Origin of the sequence: Streptomyces sp. SBT349 (genome assembly GCF_001083795.1) — a bacterium.
Classification (GTDB): Bacteria; Actinomycetota; Actinomycetes; order Streptomycetales; family Streptomycetaceae; genus Streptomyces.
Genome location: NZ_LAVK01000026.1, coordinates 21,387 through 37,713 on the forward strand (window position 1 = coordinate 21,387; position 16,327 = coordinate 37,713).

Consider the following 16,327-nt stretch of genomic DNA (forward strand, 5'->3'; position numbering starts at 1 on the left):
CCCGCGTGGTGCTCGACGGTGCCGTCGGCCGCGCCGAGTCGACGTGTACCTTCGGCCTCAGCGCGAACGGGGTGGGTGGCTCGTCGTTGGTGGTGCACCCCGACGGCAAGACCGAATCGGTCGAGGTGGAGCCGGAGGAGCGCGGGGCGCAGTACCGCCGCCGGCTTGATCTGGTGCCCACGTTCCTCGCTGATCCGGCGCAGGCCGGTGTCGCCGGCACCGAGGCGGTCCGGAGCATCGACATCATCGAGCCGCTTCACCAGTCGGCGTGAGCTGTCCCGCGGCTGGGCACCACGATCCCCCGGTAGCCGGGGGGGGGGGCGATGGAACGGTTCGACCGGTTCATCGCCGACGACCATGCTCCATCGGTTCACGACCCGTGAGCGGCTTCATGGCAGTGAAGCGGTGATTGCGCCATATTGCGCGAGACTTTTGTTCGGGGTAGGCCGCTACCGATGGTGAGGTGGCGTAGATTCGCGTGGCGCGGTCGCTCGGGTCGAAGCGAGGCCAGCCCGGATCGCCGGTCGCAGCGAAGGCGACGTACTCCCTTCGCATCAATTCCGAAAGCGCATGGTGCCGTTGAACGGCCTTCGGACCGGCCTCTGTGACCTCTCCGAAGATGTCGGCAGAGCCAAAGACCAGCAATGCATCCAGGGTGTGCCAGGCGCCCTCGGGCCCGTAGCCCCAGCACAGCTCGGAGAACCACACCTGCGCCCCACCGGCGCGGGCGGCTTCGGCCAGGTGCAGCGTCGGCATCCGCAGTAACCAGTCCCCCAGCGCGACCTCCCACAACTCCGCCGCGGCCAGTCCCGGGAAGTCAGCGTGGTAGCGGTGCGCCTGCACCGTCGGCGCGAGACTGCCGATCATCTGGTCCGCCGCGCCGTCGTCGGCGGGTCCGCCCTGTGTGGCGAGGAGCCGACCTTCGTCGCGGACATGGCCGAGAAGTATCGGCACCCGATGCGCCGCCGAGCCCGCGGCCAGTCCTTCCCACGGTGTGACGGGCAGGATCTCACCGTCCACGACAGGGGAGAACGGGGTCGGGGTGTAGGCGACAGGGCCCCAGTGGACGCCCATCGTGGGCAGCAGCCGTTCGCTCATCTCGGTAACCGCGGCCATCAGCCGCCGCGGGCCGACCTCGACAAGCCTCTCCGCGTCGAGGTCGGGGCCGAGTTCGGCAACGACGCAGCGTGTCACCTGGGCAGCAAGCTCCGGCGTGAAGTACGTGCCGGGCAGGCTCTGCATGATGGCACGGTCGAACAGCCCGACCGCCCGCGGCATCACCAACAGAGCGGCGACCGACCCGGCTCCGGACGACTGGCCGAATACCGTGACGTTGTCCGGGTCACCCCCGAACGCGGCGACATTGTCCTTCACCCACCGCAACGCGGCGACCTGGTCGAGCAGCCCTCGATTATCCGGGTAGCCGGGAATGTGGGCCCACCCTTCAGCGCCGACGCGGTAGTTCATGCTGACGACCACCACGCCACTGGCCGCCAGGATCCGACCGTCGTGGTACGGATTCGCGGTAGAGCACTGCAAGTAGGCACCACCGCTGATCCACACGATCACCGGCAGCCGGCCCGCGCCGGGATCCGGTGTCCACACCGCCAGGTTCAACCAGTCGTCGTCCTTCGAGTCCCGTCCATGCTGAGGTGGCACCGAACCGAACTCGGCGAGTGTGCGCACGCCGTCCCATGACCGTGCCGGACGGGGTTCGGTGAACCGGTTCGCACCGACCGGTGGGGCGGCGAACGGAATACCCCGAAACACCGCGATCCCATCCATCAGTTCGCCTTCGACAACTCCGGTGGCAATGCGAGCGCGCGGCTGATCATTCATCCGTACATTCTGCCAGACATCTATAGGCGAACGAAGAGGCTCTCTATGCCTCGCGTTACCGTGCTGCGCCACCGTTGAGGCGGCCCTGCCAACTGTATGGACGGAAAGCGCCTGAAAAGCGAACGAAGTGCCACGGTGGCCTCAAGACGCGCCAGATTTGCGCCAAGACAATAGTGACCACCACCACCGAAGGCCAGGGTGCGACTGCGTTGACGTTGTGGATCGAACTCGTTCGAGTCGGTCACTACCGACGGGTCCCGCTCCGCAGCAAGCCACGCAAGGAACACTCGCTCACCTCCTCCCGGTATCGTCTGTCCGCCGACCGACACCGGGCAGGTGGTAATTCTGCTGGTTGAGAGCATCAAAGGCGGATCGAAACGCAACGACTCCTCAACAAGACTTTCGAACGACACGCTCTCGGTGCGAACTCGGTCAGCCAGCTCCTCCGAACCGAGGACCGTCACCACCGTATTCGCTATCAGGTTGGTAGCACTTTCGTGGCCGGCGATCAGCAGCAGGTAGGCCATTGACACAAGCTCATCGAAGCACATGGCAGGCGCCTCGTCAGTGCCGTCCGCATTCGCGATTCGCTCGATGAGGCTGCTGCCATCACCTTCTTGCAGGGTCTTCCGCAGTACGCTCTCAAGGTGCTTGCGAGCCGCGAGGATCGCCGCCGAATCATCGCCGTCCACCACCGTCTCGTTCGTCCACTTGCGGAACGCGACGCGGTCGACCAATGGCACGCCAAGGATCTCGATGATCATTTCGAGGGTCAGCCGGTAGGCGAACGTCTCAACCAGATCAACCTCGTCCCCCTCGTTCAGGCGATTGAGGAGATCATTGGCAATGGCCTCAATGCGTGGTTCGAGCCGAGCAATTTCGCGCGGCTTGAAGGCGCTGGAAACCAACCTCCGCAGCTGTCCGTGACGCGGCTCATCGCACGTCAGCATGCCAAGCGTAGAACTGCCGCCCTGGTCCTCCTGCGAGACTCCGAGAAAACGTGGGCCACTGACCAAGGTGGGCTCCGCAAGAACGTCCCGGATCGCTTCGGCGTCGACGACGAGCCAGGCATCCAGATCGTTCGGCAGACGCACTCGGTGCACGGGGCCGGATTCTTGCAGGGACATCATGACAGCATGAGGGTCGTCATAGAAATCCTCCCGGATCTCGTACAGATCGACGACCCCATTCTCCGCATTCGCCGCCGACATGCCTGCCTCTCCATCACCACGGGACATGGCCGACCCTCCTGGATCATGTATTCACCAGCGATCAATGCTCAATCTCGGTAGCATGTGCCGCATATATGAGCTTGCCTGTTGCAGACCGTGGCAGCCGATCCAGCCACTCGACCTCGCGTGGCACCTCAAACGGGGCAAGCCTGCTTCGGCTCCAATCAATGAGGTCAGGCCGTGCGTGCCCTGGCCTGACGACGACTCGCGCCACAGGGACCTCGCCTCGGAACTCATCCTCCGCGGTGACAACCTGGACCTCAAGCACATCTGGATGCTCCGCAAGAATGCATTCCAGACGCGACCGGCGCGTCTTGCGCCCCGCGACATTGATCAGATCGCCACGTCGTCCTGATATGCGCAATCCTTCCTCACCGCGCTCCGCGAGATCACCTGTCCGGTACCATCCGTCCTCGGTTGGCAGGGCGCGAATCTCCGCATCGGCGAAATAGCCGACGGCGAAGGCGTCATTTCGAACAAGGAGCTCACCATCCGCAGGGTCGATCAGAATATCCACTCCGTCCAGCGGTACTCCGACACTGCCCGGCGCCGACGTCTCGTGCAAGGCCGCGACTGTACACGATCCGACCTCTGACGCTCCGTATACGTTGAGCAGGCGGAAATCGTAATCCTGGCAGACGCGTGACACGGCATCCGCACGAATGGGGGCGCCAGCCGATACGACTTGCTTCAGCTCCGCAAAGTCCAGCGCTCGGAGTTCGGCGATCATCTGAATCTGCGTCGGAAGAGCGATCAACGTACTCGCACCCGATTGCACTACCGCCCTCGCGAGCGACGAAGGCGATGAAGACGGACGCCGAAAAACAACCTCCCCGTCGGCGAGCAGACTGGCCAGCAAGCCGTGCGTGAATCCATAGGAATGAAAGACCGGTGCAGCGCAGACAACTTTGGCGGGAGCGATGTCACCGTGCAGATAATCGGCAATCCGAGCACTGTCGCGAAGGACGGCTGCGGCCGACTTCACCACTGCCCGAGGCGCAGCTGTCGAACCAGAGGTTTGGAATAGAATCGCATCACTCGGCAGCGAGCAACTGCCACCACTCGCGCGCCTCGCCAAGTAACACTCAAGGCGTTCATCAACCGTGACGGATGGGCCGCAGTCCGGAAATTGACGGTCACTTATCAGTACGTCCTCGGCAGCTCCGAAGCCCGTACTGGTGGCATCAGGATCGAGTAGAAGTACGGGCACGCGCAGGTGACTGCAAGCCGTTATGGCGACCGTGATCAGAGCGCCGTTCGCGCTGGAGATCGTCAGTATCTGCAACCCGTTGAATTTCCTGGAGATGTAATCGGCCAGCTGCTCACCTGCGCGCAGCAGATCTTCGGACGACCATGAAATGCCGTCGACGATGAGCCTGGCTCTCGGGTTGTCAGCAAGGACTCGCTCGACTGTCGCGGCCATTCTCTACTACCCTTCCCATAGCGAAACGATACCCTGGGCCGTGCACGACAACCGCACCGTCCCGTCCATGCACGAAAGCAGTGAATTCTGCTGGGCTCTCGAAGCTGAGGTCCGGACCCGCCGTCATCAGCTTGCCGTTCTGAAAGCTGTAGGTCGCCATGGACGCGAGCTCGCCGGGCTGTTTCCCCCTCAAATTCCGACACCTCACGCCCGCCACAGCGCCATCATCCATCCACTAGGTTCTCTATGTCTCGGGCGTGCGGGCGATCCCTGGAGTCGTTCCTACAGTTTAGGAACCGCCGACGGGTACCAGCAACACCGTCCAACGCTCTATTTTGAACATGGCCAACTCGACGAGACTGATCGATTCCTGATGTCGCGGCGGTCCTGGCGACCAATCCTGTCGCCGGGGGGGTGAACACGCCAACCGCGGGTCTGGGCACCGGCCGAAGCCTACGCACAGCAGTTGCGTGCTCCAGTACGCCCGCCTTCTCCAGAACTTGCGTGTCATCTCCGGCATGGCCAGGTTCCACCTCGGATGTCCGGAGCGGAAATCCGCCCCGGTCACGCGACGCCTCGTTCCCACCGAAATGGGCGGCCCTCGCGGCGAAGCGGATCAGTTCACACGAGGCGTCCAACCTGACAGAATGCGAGCCATGCGGAGCCTGCGGTCACCAAAGCGATCTTGTGGTGAGGCTTCTCCCAGCGACGGTTCCACTCCTGTGATCATCTCCCGGAGCTCCGTGCCATGCTAAGGATCCACTTCACCGCCGAGGACCTGATCCGCACACGCGTTGCGGCGTCAGCCGATCCGCTGTGGGAGATCGTGTTGAGCCTGCATACCCTACAGGCTCGGCACTGCCCTCGGGTGTTCCAGAAGTGGAGCCGCGAGATACGAGGACGCATCGGCAAGCACCGCAACCCTGGGCTGCTCGCACATCTCTTACCGCTGACTCCGATCGCCAGCTATCGCCCCGACTTCCTCACACCGTCGGAGACGATTGGGAACCTGGCCGCAGGCATCGATGCGGTCATGTCCACGCCACCATCACGCTTGCGACGAGAGCTGCAGCAACTGTCCTCGATAAGCCGGCTGCCCACGTGGAGCGACGAGCTGGCAGCAGGAAAGCCAGAACAGCTGCGTGTGTTGGGATCGGCGTTGCGAGACTACCATCAGGTGGCTTTGGCTCCCTATTGGAAAGATATCAGGGAACAGGTGGACTTGGACCGGATGGCCCGTGGTCAGATTCTTCTCGACGGCGGACCCGAACGCCTGCTGGAGACCCTGTCACCGCAATCATCCTGGCGGCGGCCCGTGCTGGAGGTCCGCTACCCCGTCGATCGGAGTCTCCACCTAGACGGTCGAGGACTGATGCTGGTGCCATCCTTCTTCTGCTCGACCTACCCCATCACACTCGCCGATACGACGCTTCCGCCCGTGCTGGTCTACCCGATCCCCCAGGCCGGGTTCCCCCCCGACCGGGCCCACGGTGGCCTGTCCGCCCTGCTGAGGCCGACCCGTGTCGCGATGCTCATCGCGGCGCGGCCCGGCAGGTCGACCACCGGTTTGGCAAGGTTGCTCAACATGTCCCCCAGCACCGTGAGCTACCACGCCTCGGTATTGCGCGCCGCCGACCTGATCACCAGTCGGCGATACGCCAACGTGATGCTGCACACGACCACCCAATTAGGCATCACCCTGCTACGCGGCAGAGACCACTGAGCGATGGCATGGAAACTTCTCCGCCTAATGCACTAGGTCGAGGCCATTGCGCTCGGCCTCCTCGGCAACGGACATCCACTCGTCAGCACAGAACCGTGCCAACTCCGAGAAGGTGTGCTTCCAGTGCGGCGGCACCGATCCTATGATGTCAAGCCATTCATCGCGCTGCCGCATGGAAAGTTGAAGTATCTGGAGGAGCAACCGTCCCTGAGAGTTGTACCTCAGATTGGGTTCCTGGCTCATTCGATGAAAGAGCGCACGCGCCGTCTCAAAGCTGCGACTCTCGCAACGGTGGTCAGTGCTCCTGACGGCCATGACATGATTGGCATCACCGGTCCTGGCCTTTCTCAGCTCGACGGGATCCATGCCCTTCCTCATACGACTCCGCACGTCATGGGCTGTCCCAAGGGAAATGCCCGCCTCCCGCGCGACCTCCCGCAACGTGGTGTCGGGCCGCTCGGTAAGGATCTGACTCGCTTTCAGCCGCCCGGTCGTTGAAGTCAGCGGTCGAACACGACCGTCCCGGCCCATCCGAATGTTCGACTGCGGAATCTCCTCAGTCGAACGCGTTCGGAGCGCCGCCACCGTCTTGCCACTGAGCCCTGTAATGCTCGCGATCGAACGATCCGACCAAGAAGCATGAGTCGAAAGAATCCGCAGCGCGGCGGTATGCCGGTCGGCGAGCGAAAGCGGCATCCCATGCCGCACGTTCAAGCTGACCGCGAGGAGGAAGGCGTCCTCCCATCTACCGTCGAAAAATCGTGTGGCTATGTGGGTCTCCCCGCAGGACCGGTGGGCGTGGACACGGTGAACCCCATCGATCACCCGCATGCTGTCGCGATGAACGACCACAGGGGGAAGAGCCGAGACGACACCGGCCAGAACCTGGACATGCTCCATGTTCCGCCGCCCGGTCCGCAGCGAATCGTCCAGCGACAATTCGTCCAACGCGACACGAACGACAGGCATATCGACTAGTCTTGCAACGAATTCTATCAGTGCCGCCCCGGTCGATTTCATGCGAACAATTCTCCTTCACGTTCAGAGCATGTCGGTTGGTCGCGGTCCTAGCACAATCGATTCCGGACACCGCTTGCGGGGAGTACGGTTCGTGATAGAGGGCCAATGGCCGCCATTGATCTGAAAGAGGGCATGACGCCGGCATCGCCAGATGCTCACGTCACAGAGGCGCACGTTGCTTGGGAGTTGCCGCAGCCACTAGCTGCCGAATAGTTCCAATAGTTCCGAATGCGTCCCGACGAAAGGTGATCCCCGTCACAGCGACATGCTGCTGGACCTTCGACCGATCAACAAGGTCTTTCGATCTGGATCGAAAGACCTTGTAAGGTGCCCGTCGACGGAAACGCAACGGTCTGGGTCCTGCTGGCGGCTGTCGCCCCCGGATCGCTCCGCTCGTGGACGCGGCCGCGGTCGGGGCCGGTTCGTCGGTGATGGCGGCGAGTTGCTCTTCTCGCCGGGTCTGGTCGCGGGCGGCCTCGATTCCATCGCGCGCAGTGCCTGGTTGTTGCCGTCGAGTTCGGGCGGGCCGGGCACGACCACATCGCGACTGGATCCACTCGCCCGCGGCGGGTTTCGAACCGGGGGCGATGGCGCGGTTGGCGACCAGGGCGAACAGCACCCGCTCGATGTCGGTGCGGAACCGGCGTCCGTCCAGGGTCTGGGCGAGCGCGGTGTCGATGCCGAGCGGCTTCCGCTTCCATAGCTGGTCCAGCAGCCAGACCGTGCCGATCGGGCGGGAGCATTCCACCTGCGGCGTGCCGGCCTCGGCGCCCAGCGGTGCGGTGACGGGTAGCGGTTGACCGAGGCGGCCAGGCGTCGCAGCGAGTCCAGATCGAGCCGGTCCTCGCGGCCGCCAGGTTGACCAGCACCTCGGCCCGCGTCTGCCTGTCCACCCGCCGGTTGTCGGCGAGTTGGACGTACCGCACGACGCAGCCGTCCTTCCGGCCCACGGTGGCCACCGTCTTCGCGCGGACACGACAGGGCGCAGGCCCGAAGGTCGGGTTCACCGCGGAGGAAGCCCGGCCCGCCGGCCGCCGTCAGCAACACCGTTCGCGTGACGGCGTCGCTGCTAGTGTCCGGTGCGGGAAGGCGTATCGACGGGTACGCGTAGGCGAGTGAGCGGAGGTTCGAAGAGCCATGGACGAGTTGGTCGACGAGCGGATCGTGCCGGGGACCTCGCTGCGCGTGACAGCCGTCAGTGTCGGCGCCTCCCTCCTGGGCAACCCCCCGCGTCCCGACGGGACACCGGCCGAGACGGCCGAAGCCCTGGCGCGGGCGATGTTCGCGAGCCCGCTCGCCATGATCGACACCTCGAACAACTACACCCAAGGCCGCAGCGAGACCGTCCTCGGATCCGCCGTCCGGCGCGACGGGCTTCCCGCCGGCAAAGCGATCGTCACCAAGGTCGACGCCGACCCGGAAACGGGCGCGCTGGACCGCGACCGTGTCTGGCGGTCGTTCGAGGAGAGCATCGCGCGACTGGGGCTTGAGCGCCTGCCGCTGCTCCACCTCCACGACCCCTACACCATCGAGTTCGAGGAGGCGTTCGCACCCGGCGGGGCCATACAGGGGCTGATGGAGCTGCGCGACCAGGGGCTGGCCGGGGCCCTCGGCATCGCCGCGGGCCCCGTCTCCCTGATGCGTCGGTACGCCGAGAGCGGCGCGTTCGATGTCCTGCTGACCCACAACCGATACACGCTCGTGGACCGCCGGGGTGAGGAGCTGATCGACCTGGCGGCCGAACGCGACATGGGTGTCTTCAACGCCGCGCCCTTCGGCGGCGGCCTCCTCGCCGGCAGGAGCGAGACGTACGCCTACACCCAAGCGGGGCCGGAGCTCCTCGCGTGGGTGGCGCGTGCCCGCGAGCTGTGCGAGCGGTGGGGCATCCCGCTGCACGCCGCGGCGCTGCGGTTCTCGCTGCGCCACCCGGGCATCGCCTCGACGATCGTGGGCGTCGGCCGCCCCGAGCGGCTGGCCCAGCTGGAAGAGCTCCAGGCCACCACCATCCCCGACGAGTTCTGGCCGGCGCTGGCCGCCCTGGGCACGCCTCCGTCAACGCTGGAGGACTGACGCCCGCCACGCGGCCCGTCGTCGCGAGGCATCCTCGCCAGCCGCCACCCAGTGTGTGGCCGCGGCGTGGTCGAGTCTCATGGACCTCGTCACGGCTGGCGAACTCCCTGAGCAAGAGCCGCAACGCCAACGTCACTGACGTACACCTTGCTCTGTCACGAGGCGGTCGTGGGCGGGCACTCCTGAGGCGATCTCCGCTCCTTGAGCGGCCGTGGCGGGGTCCGGACCACCGAGGTCCGGGCCCCGCCACGGCCGTGTCACCCGGTGGTGCTGTGAGCCAGAGCCTGAGCCTTGCCTGCCCCTGCCCCCTGCCCCCTGCCCCAGGCGCGTGATGGCCTCGTCACCGGCTTGTGGAGGTGCCGGCTCACCATGACCACGGGACACCAGGGTTGGGTCGTTCTCGCGGTCGGTCCCGACATGGCCGGTGTGGGCCTGATGCCCCGACTCGGCGGCGCGCTCCGCCTGGCCGGGCGGGACAACATCGCCGAGAGCCTGCGCCGTCACGGGTGGGACATGGCCCGGCGGCCACGAGCGACTCCCGGGCTCACGTGGTCATTCCCGGCCGATCGCGAGAACGACGGAGCCCTGGAGCAGCAGGACCGGCAAGAGGCAGCGTAGATCGTCTGCACGTCACGCGGGGACGGACGTCCTCGCACCAGCCGACCCGCGCCCGACGCGGAAATCGAGGAGACTACCGGCGGCCGGTGTGCCAGGTTCTGAGCATGGAGATGTCCGACGTTACACGTGCGAGGGCGGCTGCGACTTCGGTCGCCGCATCGCTCGGCCTGCCGGTCAGCGGCGCCATCGTGCTCCACAACTCGAACAAGCTGGCACTGCGGCTGACGCCATGCGACGTCTTCGCCCGGGTCGCCCCTGTGGGACAAGAGGTCGCACAGTTCGAAGTCGAGCTCGCTCAGCGGCTCGCCGAGGTCGGATCCCCGGTGTGTCCCCTGGAGCCTCGGGCGGACCCGCGTGTGTACACGCGCGATGGCTTCACCGTGACGCTGTGGACCTACTACGAGCCCATGACACCCCACGTCTCACCAGTCGACTGCGCGAAGGCGCTGGAACTGCTGCACGTCGGCATGCGCAAGGTCGATATGCCGAGCCCACGGTTCACGGACCGGATCACGGAGGCGGAAGAGATCGTTGCCGACCCGGATCGCTCGCCGGACCTCGCCGACGCGGACCGCGTCTTCCTCGGCGGCAGACTGGCAAGCCTGCGAAGAGCGATCGAGAAGCGTGGCACCGGTGAGCAGCTGCTCCACGGCGAGCCGCATCCAGGCAACGTGCTCAGCACGGAGAACGGCCCGTTGTTCATCGACCTTGAGACGTGCTGCCGTGGACCCGTCGAGTTCGACCTCGCCCATGTGCCCGAGGCGGTCTGCGAGCACTACCCGAACATCGACCACGGGCTGCTGGACGAGTGCCGACAGCTCGTCCTCGCGATGGTCGCGGCGTGGCGCTGGGACCGTGACGACCAGTTCCCGAACGGGAGGCTTTTCGGAGAAGAACTCCTGCACGCGCTGCACGACGGTCCTCCTTGGCCGACACTCGACACGATGAACAAGCGACTGGGCGGCCCGGAGAAGTCGCCGAGGGTCACGTGAGAGCGGCAAGGAAGCACGCGGCGAGGCTCCAAGGTCTCTCAGTCGGCGCCGGGAGCCTCGATCGACTCGTCAGCAGCGGCGAGTTCGTCCATCGACGGAGCCATCTTCTGCGAGCAGCGGGCGCGGGCGCGAGCGCGGCGCGTGGTGGAACAGGAGGGTCCCCGTTCTGCCGGCTCACGAGGGACGGGCGTGTCGAACGCCAGGGCCCCGTCGTTCTCGCGATCGGCCGGGAATGACCCGCCCGTGAGGGCGCAGGCCGGCTGAGGAGAGGTCTACTGGCCTCGTTCCCGCTTCCAGGCTCCGAAGAGTTCCATGGCCGGCCAGTGCCCCGAGGCGAAGGCCATGTGCTCGGCAGACAGGCCGCGGCCCTGGTGGGACTTCCGCGTGGGGTCGGCTCCCCGGGCCGGCAGGAACGCGGTGGTGTCGACGTGCAGGGATACGTCCGGCCGGTTGCCGGCGTCGAGTTCGATGTCGATCGCGTGGTGGAGGAGGGTCATGCCGTCGCGCTCCTCATGTGACCCTGACGATGCCGGGGAGGTCCGACAGGCAGCTGTCACAGGCAGGTAGCTCGGGGGAACAGGTCGATCGTACCGACGATCCCTCCATCGGAGAGGCCCATGCGGTGATGACGGCCGCCACCGGCCGGCCCGTCGATGCGCGGGCTTCAGCACAGCTATTTCCCTGGCTTGCTCCGCGCCCGCCGGCCTGGCGGCGGTCCAGACCGGCGGACGGGGCGACGTCACGCGGGGGCGCCGAGCGGCGGGTGCTCGAGCACGCGGGGCTTGTACTCGACCAGCTGGATGCGGCCGTCGAAGGTGCGGTGCTCGATCATCTCGAGGGCGACGTCCGGGTAGCCGTCGTAGATGCGTTCCGCGCCCGTGGCTCCGGTGATCACCGGGAACATCACGACCCGGAAGCGGTCGACGAGTCCGGCTCGTAGCAGGGACCGGCACAGGCTCAGGCTGCCGATCGTGCTGAGGAGCCCCGAGCCACTCGACTTCATGGCGCGGACCGCCTCGACGGCGTCGTCGCGGACGAGCGTGGAGTTGGCCCACGTCAGTGGCTCCTCGAGTGAGGAGGAGAACACCACCTTGGACGCTTGCGTGAGCTCGTCGACGGACGCCTCTTCTTCGGGCCTGAACTCGTCCTGGCCATCCGGGACCTCACCGGCGGCGAAGCCCGACATCAGGCGGTAGGTGTTCGCTCCCATCAGGTGGGTGGCCTCGGGCTGCTCGCCGAGCCATGCGAGGTACTCCGGGCCCTCCAGGCCCCAGAACCCGGGCCAACCCTCTCCCGATGCATAGCCGTCGAGGGAGGTGATGAAGTCGACGAGAAGCTCCGACATGACGGTGTCCTTTCCCAGGGTGTCACGAGCTTTGACCGGCCGGGAGCCACAAACTCATCGGCCGCGCTGCGGGGTGACGAGGAAACCCATGACGCCGCGGCCGACAGATCGTCTCGTCCGAGGAGCGGGAGGCAGCGTGGCAAGCGCTGCTGGTCGAAGAGACGTCGAGACGCCGACCGTGCCGGTCCGCCGGCTCCGCCCGCTCAACTCCCGGCCGTCGCCGAACACATTGATGCGAGCCGGCGCTGACGGTGGCCGCTGCAAGGATGCCGCCATGCCTACCGGTCCGGACGCGACGCCGGCCGAGAGATCGCCCTGGTGAAGGAGGTCCCGGCGGTCAAGGAGCAGTTGGAGGAGATCCTCGCCGACAGCCGCCGTACACGACTGATCACCCACCGTCGCCGCGCGCCACGGTCGGGGCCGCATCGCGACGGGAGTACGGCGTGGCCCGGTGTGGCGACCCCGAGACGTGGGTGTGACCTACATTCCGCGGCAGCGACGTCGTCGGCCTGTGCACCGGTGATTCGCCTTGGAGAACGCGCGCGTAGGTCTCACCTGCCGCGCGCCGCCCCGTGGGCGCTTCGCCAGTACACCCCACGAAACTGCGTTGCGGAGCGCTCGACGTGCGCCCAGCATGCCTTCGCACCCGCGCCTTGCGAGGCATCACAGGGATGCGACGCTCGCAAACGACGATCCTTACCCGCGCGATCTCTTATTCGCCGTGCGCAGCGCCGTTGCCGAGCCAGAAGGTGGCGTAACCCTCCAGCTCGTTGGGAAGTTCACGCTGATGCACGTCGAGTGCCAGGTGACCGGCGGAGGTGCCGTGGTCGCAGAAGAAGATGAGGGCTTCGTCGCTCAACGCGACGCTCCGATACTCTGCCAGCCGACCCCGGGGAGTCGCCCACGCGCGTCGGATCGGGCTCCATACCCAGAATCTCCTTGGCATAGGTAGAGGCCAGCCGCGTCAGATCGGCGACATTCCGCGCACCCCACGACCGACCGGTGTCCTGCGTCAAAAGGTGATGCAACTGCCCGGACCGCCACCGACTCCGGCCGAGCCGTGGCCTGCAACCCTGAGAAGCCCAGCCGCATCACCCGCCGCGCCCGCGCGACATTACGAGTGGCGAACGCACGCTCCGCCGCCTCGCTCTCACACGACAGCACACCGGCCGGCCAACGAAGACCATCTCAAGCGACTCGACGTTTCTGCTCCTCGGGAGCGGGAGCGGGGAACGGCGGCCTCCACCCTGGGGATTTTCGGAATCTTCGGTGGAGATGTCGATTCCGACGACTTCTCCCCTGCCCGCGAACAGACCTGTCCCCCGAGAAATCCACCGTCTTCACCGAGACCTTCCGTATCCTCGCACCCAGTGGCCGGACCGGTGCCCCCGACGGCGTGTACTCCACCATCATTCGCACCACCGTCAACGCCGGTGCCGCGCAGGGAAGCTGCGGCGGCACCGTGAAGCGGCCGGAAAATCGGGGAAAGAACTCTCAGCTGGGCCTGCCGAGCACCATCACGGGCGAGTTGCCGGGTCTACGCTGTGCCGTCTGTCGCGCCCTCGTCTTCTTGGCCGGCTTCACGGGCCCGGGGGGCGCCCGAACTCGACTGCGCGGGCTGCGCTGGGCTCGGCAGCTGGGCAACTCTGGGGACTCCCGCTCGGCCGTTCTCCTCCTGCATCCCATCGGCGCTGTGGCGCCGACTCGCCACCGCGACGCACAGAGCCCACACCGCCGCCAGGGCGCCCGCGATCATCCCCAGTTCCAGCACCGTGCTCCGGGCCCACGCCAGCAGTTCGACGCCCCACGAGAGCAAACCTCTTTCGACCGGCGCGGCTGCCACTGAGACGTGAGAGGTGATGGGCTTTTCGAATAGCACGGTGTCCGTGTCCTGGAAATACGCGGTCACGGTGAGAGCAAGGCCGACGTCCCCCTTCTCTCTCGCGTCGATCTCCCACAGCCAGGTCGACCTGTCATGCATGGTGAGAACGTTCTGACGTTCGGATGAAAGTGCGGTGCAGGTCACCGCCTCTCCCGTGCAGTGGAACTTGATCCCGATCTGAGCACCGACCGGGACCGGCGTGGCCGATTCACTTGAGCCTGCCTCTCGCCAAGATCCGCTCACTTCGACACTGAATTGCCGTGACTCGCCGACAATAAGGTCGAGTCGCTCGGCATCGGTGTGAGTGACGGTGCCGGTAAACAGCTGATCGCGGGCCTCGAGCAACTTCTCCTCATAGCTGGGCGGCAGTATCCCCCCGTCGGCATACTTGTCGTCATTGAATTGGGCGAACGCGAGCGCGACGCTAATCAGCGTGAAAACCGCTGTGGCGATCGTGCTCCACGGCCATGGCGCGAGCATCAGACGGCGTCGATCGATGGCCCGCCGCCGAGCGGAACGTTCGATATACCGGTGCCTGCCGCGGCCCGGACGGCTGGCCCTGTTCTCTTCTTCCATTTCCTCCCTCTCGGCACAACCCGCGCCGTCACGTGGAAGTCCCGTTGCAGGGAACAAAATCCGTACGGACGTGCTCGGCACGGCGCAACCGGTCACCGGCCACCGTCACACAATGTTGCCATCCCGGCACGACGCGTGCCCCACCGGCCTGGGAAGCCCGCCGCGTCCGCCAGCCGACCACGGGACATCCGGCTTCGGAGCCCTCTGAGGCGCGCCGAGCGCCGCCTCCTCGGGCGTCGGGCGACCGGCGGCGAGCTCCGCGCGGGCCAACCTCTCCAGCTCATCCGCGACCAGGCGCCCAGCGCTCTCCCGATGACCGCTCTCGTTCTCCGGCGGCAGGCCCGCCGTCTCCCGGGCATGCGCGTACTGCGCGAGCCGGGCCGCCACCCGCGCGGCGACCGCCTCCACCCACGCCTCGTGTGTGGGCGCCACCTGCATCGGCACGGCCGCCGGGTCCGTCACCGCCCTGACCGGGTCGCCACCTCCGCCACGGCCTTGATGCCGCCCGGAAGGAACGGCTTCGGCTCCCCCGAGATCAGAAGCAGCACGCGCTGGGTGAGCTCCTCGGCCACCGTCAGCAGCGCGGAACGCCGCCACCCGGAGCCGCGCAGCTGCCCCAGCTGCATGCCGCTGAACACCGCGGCCGACCGCCGCGCCCACGGCACCATCACGACCTGGTCGATGCCCACCGCGGCCGTGATAGTGCTCGGGTCAGCCGGTCAAGCTTGCTGGAGCCTTCGGCATTCGGGACTCTTGATTGGGCCAGCAGATAATCGATCTCGCGGCCGGTGAGCCCATCGTGAGTGTTGCCGAGCACACCAGCCACAGCAGTGACGACTGCTGCGGACCAGGGCGGGAATCGCTTCATCGCCATCCCCCGTCCCGTCCCGTCGAGAAGCCAGAATGACCCATCTGAATCGATAATCGCCTGAAGGAATCCTTCATTTCCGCCAGGCCACCACCGGCATGAAAAGATCAGCATACCGGGACCCCCATTCCGGAACCAACCCCTCACCCTTGCGCCATGAAACTCACCGCTCGTCGTCCGGATAGCGCTCCGGAGTTACCCGAACCACATCTCCGGCGTAGATGGACGCGGGATCTGCGCGCTCCCCCGTCTGCATAAGACTTGACCGGCCAAGCATGTACGTTCTGTCACCGATCAGCACGGCGAAAACTTCCTCGCTTTCTCCTGCTGAAAGTCCGATAACCACCCCACGATTACCGCTGACACCCAAGGAGACGGAGTCTGCAGTCTGCAACACTTCTACGACTTCATAGAAAGGAATCTCATTCATCGGTGCGTGACCTCCCCGAATGGGTCGACATTTACGTGGCTCACGCGCATCGCCTCCGCCGCGCGGACGGAGATGAGCGGGCCGACGAGGGTGCCGTCCTCGAACGGGTCGCCGACCGGTAGCTTGCGGTACTCGGCGCTGAGCCGCTCCACCACCTCGTCGGCGATGTCCCGGTGGGCGGTGAGGGCGTCGCCGTCGGGGACGCGGGCGTCGATCCGCCGCAGGCCGGCCCCGGTGCGCTCCGCGTGGGTGGCGGGGCCGGGCGGGGGCAGGGTGGCGTCGGCGGTCATCGGGGGTCCTCCGTGAGCG

Annotated in this window: 17 protein-coding genes and 1 pseudogene; 5 read left to right on the top strand and 13 right to left on the bottom strand. The window is 66.2% G+C overall.

Annotated features, from left to right (window positions below; genetic code table 11):
• Window positions 1-5 precede the first annotated feature (5 nt).
• The gene (locus ADY01_RS39670) at window positions 6-272 is read left to right on the top strand and encodes a hypothetical protein (RefSeq protein ID WP_234320076.1); all 267 of its coding nucleotides are present in this window, start codon (window positions 6-8) and stop codon (window positions 270-272) included.
• Window positions 273-342: 70 nt separating this feature from the next.
• On the opposite strand, the gene ADY01_RS05475 is transcribed toward ADY01_RS39670, so the two are convergent.
• From ADY01_RS05475 to ADY01_RS36625, 3 genes are read right to left on the bottom strand one after another with little or no spacing between them, the layout of a single operon-like run.
• Window positions 343-1,839, bottom strand: a complete 1,497-nt coding sequence (locus tag ADY01_RS05475) for a carboxylesterase/lipase family protein (RefSeq protein WP_049566418.1) — start codon at window positions 1,837-1,839, stop codon at window positions 343-345.
• 20 nt (window positions 1,840-1,859) lie between these two features.
• The gene (locus ADY01_RS05480; protein ID WP_078900029.1) at window positions 1,860-3,077 is read right to left on the bottom strand and encodes a cytochrome P450; all 1,218 of its coding nucleotides are present in this window, start codon (window positions 3,075-3,077) and stop codon (window positions 1,860-1,862) included.
• Window positions 3,078-3,111: 34 nt separating this feature from the next.
• Window positions 3,112-4,494, bottom strand: a complete 1,383-nt coding sequence (locus ADY01_RS36625; protein WP_078900030.1) for a class I adenylate-forming enzyme family protein — start codon at window positions 4,492-4,494, stop codon at window positions 3,112-3,114.
• Window positions 4,495-5,242: 748 nt separating this feature from the next.
• Here ADY01_RS36625 and ADY01_RS05485 point away from each other — a divergent pair.
• Window positions 5,243-6,217, top strand: a complete 975-nt coding sequence (locus ADY01_RS05485; protein ID WP_053170532.1) for an ArsR/SmtB family transcription factor — start codon at window positions 5,243-5,245, stop codon at window positions 6,215-6,217.
• Window positions 6,218-6,241: 24 nt separating this feature from the next.
• On the opposite strand, the gene ADY01_RS05490 is transcribed toward ADY01_RS05485, so the two are convergent.
• Window positions 6,242-7,237 carry a ParB/RepB/Spo0J family partition protein gene (locus ADY01_RS05490; protein ID WP_078900031.1) on the bottom strand — a complete coding sequence of 332 codons (996 nt, stop codon included), beginning with the start codon at window positions 7,235-7,237 and terminating at the stop codon, window positions 6,242-6,244.
• Between the two features lie 480 nt (window positions 7,238-7,717).
• Window positions 7,718-8,196 (bottom strand): annotated as a pseudogene (locus tag ADY01_RS41740) (IS1634 family transposase); the annotation flags it as partial.
• Window positions 8,197-8,374: 178 nt separating this feature from the next.
• Between ADY01_RS41740 and ADY01_RS05495 the strand changes: the two are divergent.
• The 3 genes from ADY01_RS05495 to ADY01_RS05505 all read left to right on the top strand — a co-directional run bounded on the left by ADY01_RS05495 (window position 8,375) and on the right by ADY01_RS05505 (window position 10,917).
• Window positions 8,375-9,307, top strand: coding sequence for an aldo/keto reductase (locus ADY01_RS05495; RefSeq protein WP_049566425.1), 933 nt, complete (start codon window positions 8,375-8,377; stop codon window positions 9,305-9,307).
• Between the two features lie 369 nt (window positions 9,308-9,676).
• Complete coding sequence (locus ADY01_RS05500; protein WP_049566427.1) at window positions 9,677-9,925, top strand: hypothetical protein; 249 nt, start codon at window positions 9,677-9,679, stop codon at window positions 9,923-9,925.
• Window positions 9,926-10,029: 104 nt separating this feature from the next.
• Window positions 10,030-10,917, top strand: a complete 888-nt coding sequence (locus tag ADY01_RS05505) for an aminoglycoside phosphotransferase family protein (protein WP_199826168.1) — start codon at window positions 10,030-10,032, stop codon at window positions 10,915-10,917.
• Window positions 10,918-11,189: 272 nt separating this feature from the next.
• Here ADY01_RS05505 and ADY01_RS05510 read toward each other — a convergent pair whose 3' ends face one another.
• From ADY01_RS05510 to ADY01_RS05535, 8 genes are all read right to left on the bottom strand, one after another.
• Window positions 11,190-11,414 carry a hypothetical protein gene (locus ADY01_RS05510; protein WP_053170535.1) on the bottom strand — a complete coding sequence of 75 codons (225 nt, stop codon included), beginning with the start codon at window positions 11,412-11,414 and terminating at the stop codon, window positions 11,190-11,192.
• A 242-nt stretch (window positions 11,415-11,656) separates the two neighbouring features.
• The gene (locus ADY01_RS05515) at window positions 11,657-12,262 is read right to left on the bottom strand and encodes a dihydrofolate reductase family protein (RefSeq protein ID WP_049566431.1); all 606 of its coding nucleotides are present in this window, start codon (window positions 12,260-12,262) and stop codon (window positions 11,657-11,659) included.
• Between the two features lie 712 nt (window positions 12,263-12,974).
• Window positions 12,975-13,121 carry a hypothetical protein gene (locus ADY01_RS38870; protein WP_159000952.1) on the bottom strand — a complete coding sequence of 49 codons (147 nt, stop codon included), beginning with the start codon at window positions 13,119-13,121 and terminating at the stop codon, window positions 12,975-12,977.
• Window positions 13,122-13,799: 678 nt separating this feature from the next.
• Entirely contained in the window at window positions 13,800-14,720 is a 921-nt protein-coding gene (locus ADY01_RS05520) for a hypothetical protein (protein ID WP_159000954.1), read from the bottom strand.
• Window positions 14,721-14,825: 105 nt separating this feature from the next.
• Window positions 14,826-15,164, bottom strand: coding sequence for a hypothetical protein (locus ADY01_RS05525; protein ID WP_159000956.1), 339 nt, complete (start codon window positions 15,162-15,164; stop codon window positions 14,826-14,828).
• 14 nt (window positions 15,165-15,178) lie between these two features.
• Window positions 15,179-15,409, bottom strand: a complete 231-nt coding sequence (locus tag ADY01_RS05530; RefSeq protein WP_049566442.1) for a hypothetical protein — start codon at window positions 15,407-15,409, stop codon at window positions 15,179-15,181.
• 342 nt (window positions 15,410-15,751) lie between these two features.
• Window positions 15,752-16,018, bottom strand: coding sequence for a hypothetical protein (locus ADY01_RS38875; RefSeq protein ID WP_159000958.1), 267 nt, complete (start codon window positions 16,016-16,018; stop codon window positions 15,752-15,754).
• Window positions 16,015-16,327: aldehyde dehydrogenase family protein (locus ADY01_RS05535; RefSeq protein WP_159000960.1), on the bottom strand; the 313-nt coding region annotated here is incomplete at its 5' end. The genes ADY01_RS05535 and ADY01_RS38875, both read right to left, overlap by 4 nt.

Bases quoted from the DNA above. Each gene is read 5' to 3' on its own strand.
- ADY01_RS05495 (WP_049566425.1), top strand. From the start codon at position 8,375: ATGGACGAGTTGGTCGACGAGCGGATCGTGCCGGGGACCTCGCTGCGC.
- ADY01_RS05485 (WP_053170532.1), top strand. From the start codon at position 5,243: ATGCTAAGGATCCACTTCACCGCCGAGGACCTGATCCGCACACGCGTT.
- ADY01_RS05475 (WP_049566418.1), bottom strand. From the start codon at position 1,839: ATGAATGATCAGCCGCGCGCTCGCATTGCCACCGGAGTTGTCGAAGGC.
- ADY01_RS05500 (WP_049566427.1), top strand. From the start codon at position 9,677: ATGACCACGGGACACCAGGGTTGGGTCGTTCTCGCGGTCGGTCCCGAC.
- ADY01_RS38875 (WP_159000958.1), bottom strand. From the start codon at position 16,018: ATGAATGAGATTCCTTTCTATGAAGTCGTAGAAGTGTTGCAGACTGCA.
- ADY01_RS05510 (WP_053170535.1), bottom strand. From the start codon at position 11,414: ATGACCCTCCTCCACCACGCGATCGACATCGAACTCGACGCCGGCAAC.
- ADY01_RS05490 (WP_078900031.1), bottom strand. From the start codon at position 7,237: ATGAAATCGACCGGGGCGGCACTGATAGAATTCGTTGCAAGACTAGTC.
- ADY01_RS05520 (WP_159000954.1), bottom strand. From the start codon at position 14,720: ATGGAAGAAGAGAACAGGGCCAGCCGTCCGGGCCGCGGCAGGCACCGG.
- ADY01_RS05515 (WP_049566431.1), bottom strand. From the start codon at position 12,262: ATGTCGGAGCTTCTCGTCGACTTCATCACCTCCCTCGACGGCTATGCA.
- ADY01_RS05480 (WP_078900029.1), bottom strand. From the start codon at position 3,077: ATGTCCCGTGGTGATGGAGAGGCAGGCATGTCGGCGGCGAATGCGGAG.
- ADY01_RS05505 (WP_199826168.1), top strand. From the start codon at position 10,030: ATGGAGATGTCCGACGTTACACGTGCGAGGGCGGCTGCGACTTCGGTC.
- ADY01_RS36625 (WP_078900030.1), bottom strand. From the start codon at position 4,494: ATGGCCGCGACAGTCGAGCGAGTCCTTGCTGACAACCCGAGAGCCAGG.